Below are 6,000 nucleotides of genomic sequence, written 5' to 3'. Positions count from 1 at the left end.
TTTCTCAAGTTTAGCTTTCGCTGAACCTTTCTCAAGTTTAGCTTTCGCTGAACCTAAAGGTTTTCTGCCTGCTCAGGAATTTGTTATTTTAATGGTTAGCTGCGCTGATTATTTTTATAAGTGCGTTTTTGGTTGCTGCATTTAAAAAAATGCCGACCAAAAATCTTCTTATTTCAATAATTCATAAGAACGTTTCACAAACTCACTCAATTCTTTTCCTTTCAATAAGCCTTGAGACAAACGTGCCAAGTCTAAGCTTTGAGAAATTAAGCGCTCTTGTTTTTTCTTGGTTTTGGTGTTTAAAATTTCGCCTACCAATTCAGAGTTCGTATTAACGACCAAATTGTACATTTCTGGCATATTGCCCAATCCGAACATTCCACCACCGCCTGTAGCTTGCATCTCTTTCATACGACGCATAAACTCTGGTTGTGTGATGATGAAAGGCGATGCATCGCTATCCATAGCTTCTAATTGTACCATGAACTTTTCAGAAGGAATCGCTTCTTTTAAAATCGTTTCCAATTCTTTTTGTTGGTCTTCAGATAATTTAGAAATTTTGGTTTCGTCCTTATTGATTAAATTGTCAACATGATCAGCATCCACACGGGCAAATGTGATGTTTTCTTTAGTAGATTCCAGTTTTTGCATCAAGTGGCTGATGATTGGAGAATCTAATAAGAGAACTTCGTAACCTTTGGCGGTTGCTGCTTCAATATAACTGTGTTGCGCATCTTCGTTTGAGGCATATAAAATAACCAACTTGCCATCTTTGTCCGTTTGGTTGTCTTTAATTTTGTCAAATAATTCTTGATAGGTGTAATACTTACCATCAACTGTTGGGTAGAGTGCGAAAGCTTCTGCTTTTTCAAAGAATTTATCTTCAGAAAGCATTCCGTATTCAATCACAATCTTGATGTCATTCCATTTTTTCTCAAAATCCTCACGGTTTTCATTGAATAATGATTTCAATTTATCCGCCACTTTACGTGTGATGTATGAAGAGATTTTCTTCACAGCGCCATCTGCTTGCAAATAACTACGTGAAACGTTCAACGGAATGTCTGGAGAATCAATCACACCTCTTAACATGGTCAAGAATTCTGGAACGATACCTTCTACATTATCAGTTACGAATACTTGATTTTGGTACAATTGAATTTTATCCTTTTGGATATTCAAATCGCCCGACATTTTTGGGAAATATAAAATTCCAGTCAGGTTGAAAGGGTAATCAACATTCAAATGAATGTGGAATAATGGCTCTTCAAATTGCATTGGATACAATTCTCTGTAAAAAGAGTTGTAATCCTTATCTTCTAATTCAGCTGGTTGTTTTGTCCATGCAGGATTAGGATTGTTGATGATATTGTCAACCGTGATTTTCTTTGGTGGGGCAGTTTTTTCTTTGCCGTCCTTATCTGTTGTAATCTCAGGTTTGTGGTCTGGATCATTGACTTCCTTAGTTCCAAATTTAATTGGAATAGGCATGAACTTGTTGTATTTGGTCAAGAGTTCACGGATTCTTGATTCTTCTAAAAACTCTAAGGAATCTTCAGCAATGTGAAGCACGATTTCTGTACCACGCTCGGTTTTGGCATCTGGCTCCAAAGTGAATTCTGGCGAGCCATCACAAGTCCAACGTGCACCTTCGGTTCCTTCTTTATAAGATTTGGTAATGATTTCGACTTTTTCAGCCACCATAAAAGCAGAGTAGAAGCCTAAACCAAAATGTCCGATGATCCCTGAATCTTTTCCGGCATCTTTATATTTATCCAAGAATTCTTCAGCCCCTGAGAAAGCGATTTGGTTGATGTATTTTTCAACTTCTTCAGCCGTCATTCCCAAACCTTGATCGATGATATGAAGTTTTTTACCTTCCTTATCAATTTTAACTTCAATTATTGGATTGCCATATTCCACAGTGGCTTCGCCAATATTGGTAAGATGCTTTAATTTTAAAGTAGCATCCGTAGCGTTACTCACTAACTCACGTAAAAAGATTTCGTGGTCACTGTACAAGAACTTCTTAATTAATGGAAAAATATTTTCCACCGAAACATTAATACTTCCTTTTGTCATAATTTATAAATTTTGTCATTCCCTCGAAGGTGGGAATCTTATTGAGTTAAACTTAAATTTCTATTACATCCGAGTAGTCAACAAAAATGCCAAGTGTAGCTTTGTGACAAGATGGCATAAAAAAAGCCATTCTGCGGTAGAACGGCTTTTTCAAAACTTGGGTATAAGCTTTATTTTTTAAGAGTCTCTTTTGTTTGAATAGGAGCGTCTTTCTTTTTGTTCTTTACATAGGTTTCCAACCATTGATCTTGTTCCCAAAGCATGTGCATAATGGATTCCTTGGCGGCATAACCATGGCTTTCTTTCGGCAACATCACTAATCTTACCGGCGCGCCCAAACCTTTTAAGGCATTGAAATAACGCTCACTTTGCATTGGATAGGTGCCTGAATTGTTATCGGCTTCACCATGGATCAGCAATAAAGGTGTTTTCATCGTATGCGCATTCTGAAAAGGCGACATGGTGTTGTAAACTTCTGGAGCTTCCCAATAGTTACGCTCTTCACTTTGAAATCCGAAAGGGGTCAAGGTTCTGTTATAGGCACCACTTCGTGCAATCCCTGCAGCAAATAAATTGGAATGTGATAATAAGTTGGCGGTCATAAACGCACCATAAGAATGTCCACCAACAGCTACACGGTCGCGATCAATATAGCCCATCGCATCAACAGCATCAATCGCAGCTTTGGCGTTACCCACTAATTGCTTGATAAAGCTATCATTGGGTTGGTCATCGCCTTCACCCACAATCGGGAATGCTGCAGCATCCAACACCACATAACCTCTGGTCACCCAATATACCGGCGAACCATAAGAAGGATAGGTAAATTCGTTAGAGTTGGATGTGCTTTGAGCGGCACTGTTTTTGTCTTTATATTCACGAGGATAAGCCCACATGATCATCGGGTATTTTTCACCTTTTTTATAATCGGTTGGCAGATATAAGGTGCCTGTAAGTGGCAATCCATCATCACGTTTATAGCTGATCACTTCTTTATGCACATCTTGTAAGCTTTTGAATGGATTTTCAAACTGCGTTAACGGCTGAAGTGCGATGCGCTTTTTAATGTTTCTGATATAATAGTTTGGGTATTCATTTTTCGACTCCAACTGAACTATAAATTCTCCTGCTTTCGCATTTAATGCAGATGTAATGTTCTCAACTCTATCCGTTTCCTTAGATTGGTATAAACGGACTGTTTTTTGAGACTTCAGATTCATTTCGTCTATAAACGGAAACTTGCCTTCAGCACTGTAACCATCGCCAATGAGATAAACTTTCCCATCATTAAGGTCTAATACTGATTCATCAAAGTCGTTCAAGGTGCTTACAAAGCTTCCTGGATCGCTATAAACATCTTGATAATTTCTGTCAGAAAGTACTTTAGGTGCTTTACTTGCGTTGGAAGGATCAAACAGATAGGTTCTTGTATTTCTGCTATTCCACCATCTGTCAAAAGCAATTGCGGTATTTTCGTTACCCCAACGGATGCCAGCAAAACGATCCTTAGTTTTTAAAATGGATTGTTTTTTAGCCGTAAATGGTGCTTTTTGTTGAAATACTTCATCTCTGAACGGAACGTCCTGGGCAGGGTCACCACCGTCTAAAGCTTCCGTCCACACCAAAGTTGCCGGATGATCGTTACGCCAGTTCAAACCACGCATTCCTGTACGTTCAGCCATAAAGCCTTGAGGTAAGTCTTCAATAAGTGGAACTTCCAATACTTTTTTGATCAATGTACCATTCGCATCATAAATAGTAGTGGTCGATGGGAATCTGGTATAAGGTACCAAATAAGAAAACGGCTTGTTGATGGTTGTGATCATCACATATTTGCCATCAGGAGAAAAGTTTAGATTTTGATAGATGTCTGTCGATTTCCAATTGCTCGCATTACCGTTAAGATCTACTTTTTGAATGTCAGACAACGCTAATTGCTCAAAATTATATTCGTCATTAGGGTTGGTCAATAAATCTTGGTAGGTTCTGTTTTGTGCTTTTACGCCAGCTTCGCTAACCGATATAGTTGGTCCTGCAGGCACGGCTTCTTTTGGATCGATCAATTGTTTTTTTGAAGCCGGAAGCGTTTGCACCAACAAGTATTTGCTGTCTTTTGACCACGTGTAAGGTCGGCCCATATTAGCATTAAGATTGTCGTTAGTCAGTTTTTTTGCTTGACTAGTCTTAACATCGATATACCATAGTTCGACTCCTTTTGAAGTGGTATTGGTAAAGGCAGCGTATTGTTGGTTTGGAGACCAGGATAAATAGGCAAAACGACCGTCTTCTGGCATTCCTGCAATGTTTTGAGGATCGCCTTCGCGTCCATTTCTGATCTTAAAGTCGGTGTAATAAGTCGTTCTGCTGCCAATATTCGTTACCGGATTTATTCTCAGACCGCCGAGACGCAATTCAGTTTCTGAAAGTTCGTCGATGCTTTTATAATTGCTTCTATAAAGAAAAATAATGTTTTCACCTTGACGATCCATACTGATGCGTGGGGCCAAGGGCGCTTCTGCTAGATTAAGGATACTTTGATCCGGTTTTTGATAGGATAAATTGACTTGTCCATAGCTAAATATGGACAGCATCAAGAATAAACTCAATAATAATGCTCTCATAATAGATTTTAAATTAGTTAAAGCGCTAAAAATACTTAAAACCCTAGAAGGCATTCTCAATTAAATGTTAAAAAGCGGCGAATTACCCCAGCTTAAGTATTTAAAATCGGTATTTTTATGAATACTGTGGATATTGTTTAAATTGCGAAACAAATTAATACTAAACAAATTGACTTATGTATAACTCCAAAATAATTGGTTTAGGGCATTACGTTCCTGATAATGTGGTTACTAATGATGATTTATCTAAGATAATCGACACCAATGACGAGTGGATCCAAGAACGTACCGGTATCAAAGAGCGCCGTTGGGCAAAGCCAGAAGATAAGGAGACCACCTTTACCATGGGGTTAACAGCTGCTAAAAGGGCGATTGCACATTCAGGCTTAGATAAGGATGAGATTGATTTTATTATTTTTGCGACGTTGAGTCCAGATTATTATTTTCCTGGCCCAGGCGTTCAAATCCAAGAAGCTTTGGATATTGGGACGATTGGCGCTTTAGATGTACGTAATCAGTGTTCAGGATTTGTGTATGCGGTTTCTGTGGCAGATCAGTTTATAAAAACGGGGATGTACAAAAACATCTTGGTCATTGGTTCCGAATTGCAATCGCACGGAATTGATAAAACCACGAGAGGTCGAAATATTTCCGTCATTTTCGGCGATGGTGCAGGAGCAGCGGTGTTGACACGTGAAGAAGACAATACCAAAGGAATTTTGTCTACACATCTACATTCTGAAGGAAAACATGCTCTGGAATTGGCCACGGAAGCTCCAGGAATGGGCACACGTTGGGTAACCGATATTATTGAAGAAAATAACCCTGACGATTTAAGCTACTTCCCCTATATGAATGGCCAATTTGTATTTAAACATGCTGTGGTGAGATTCAGTGAAGTGATCATTGAGGGCTTGGTAAAAAACAATCTGAAGAAGGAATCGATTGACCTCCTTATTCCACATCAGGCTAATTTGAGGATTTCACAATTCATTCAGAAAAAATTCGATTTAACTGATGATCAAGTGTTCAACAATATCCAAAAATATGGCAACACTACAGCGGCATCCATTCCTATTGCCCTTTCAGAAGCGTGGGAAGAAGGTAGAATAAAAGATGGCGATTTGGTGGTATTGGCAGCTTTTGGTAGTGGATTTACTTGGGGAAGTGTGGTAATTAGATGGTAGCAAAATCCCTGCGTGGTTACTTAATCCCTGCGAAGGCAGGGATCTCATGATGAAAATGGTAATCTCGATATTTATGACGATCTAAAAGATGAGAATTAGTAGAATTTTTA

General features: G+C 38.8%; 3 protein-coding genes. 1 reads left to right on the top strand and 2 read right to left on the bottom strand.

From position 1 onward, the window contains the following. Positions 1–168: 168 nt before the first annotated feature. Complete coding sequence (gene htpG, locus ACOH2D_RS16460; RefSeq protein WP_449535925.1) at positions 169–2,082, bottom strand: molecular chaperone HtpG; 1,914 nt, start codon at positions 2,080–2,082, stop codon at positions 169–171. Positions 2,083–2,252: 170 nt separating this feature from the next. After that, a complete protein-coding gene (locus ACOH2D_RS16455) occupies positions 2,253–4,703 on the bottom strand; it encodes an alpha/beta hydrolase family protein (protein ID WP_449535924.1) in 2,451 nt (816 codons plus the stop codon). A 176-nt stretch (positions 4,704–4,879) separates the two neighbouring features. Here ACOH2D_RS16455 and ACOH2D_RS16450 point away from each other — a divergent pair, with 176 nt between their 5' ends. Continuing rightward, a complete protein-coding gene (locus tag ACOH2D_RS16450) occupies positions 4,880–5,890 on the top strand; it encodes a 3-oxoacyl-ACP synthase III family protein (protein ID WP_449535923.1) in 1,011 nt (336 codons plus the stop codon). The last annotated feature ends 110 nt before the right edge of the window (positions 5,891–6,000 follow it).

The organism is Gelidibacter sp. (assembly GCF_053579655.1).
This window is presented reverse-complemented; position numbering and strand designations above follow the sequence as displayed.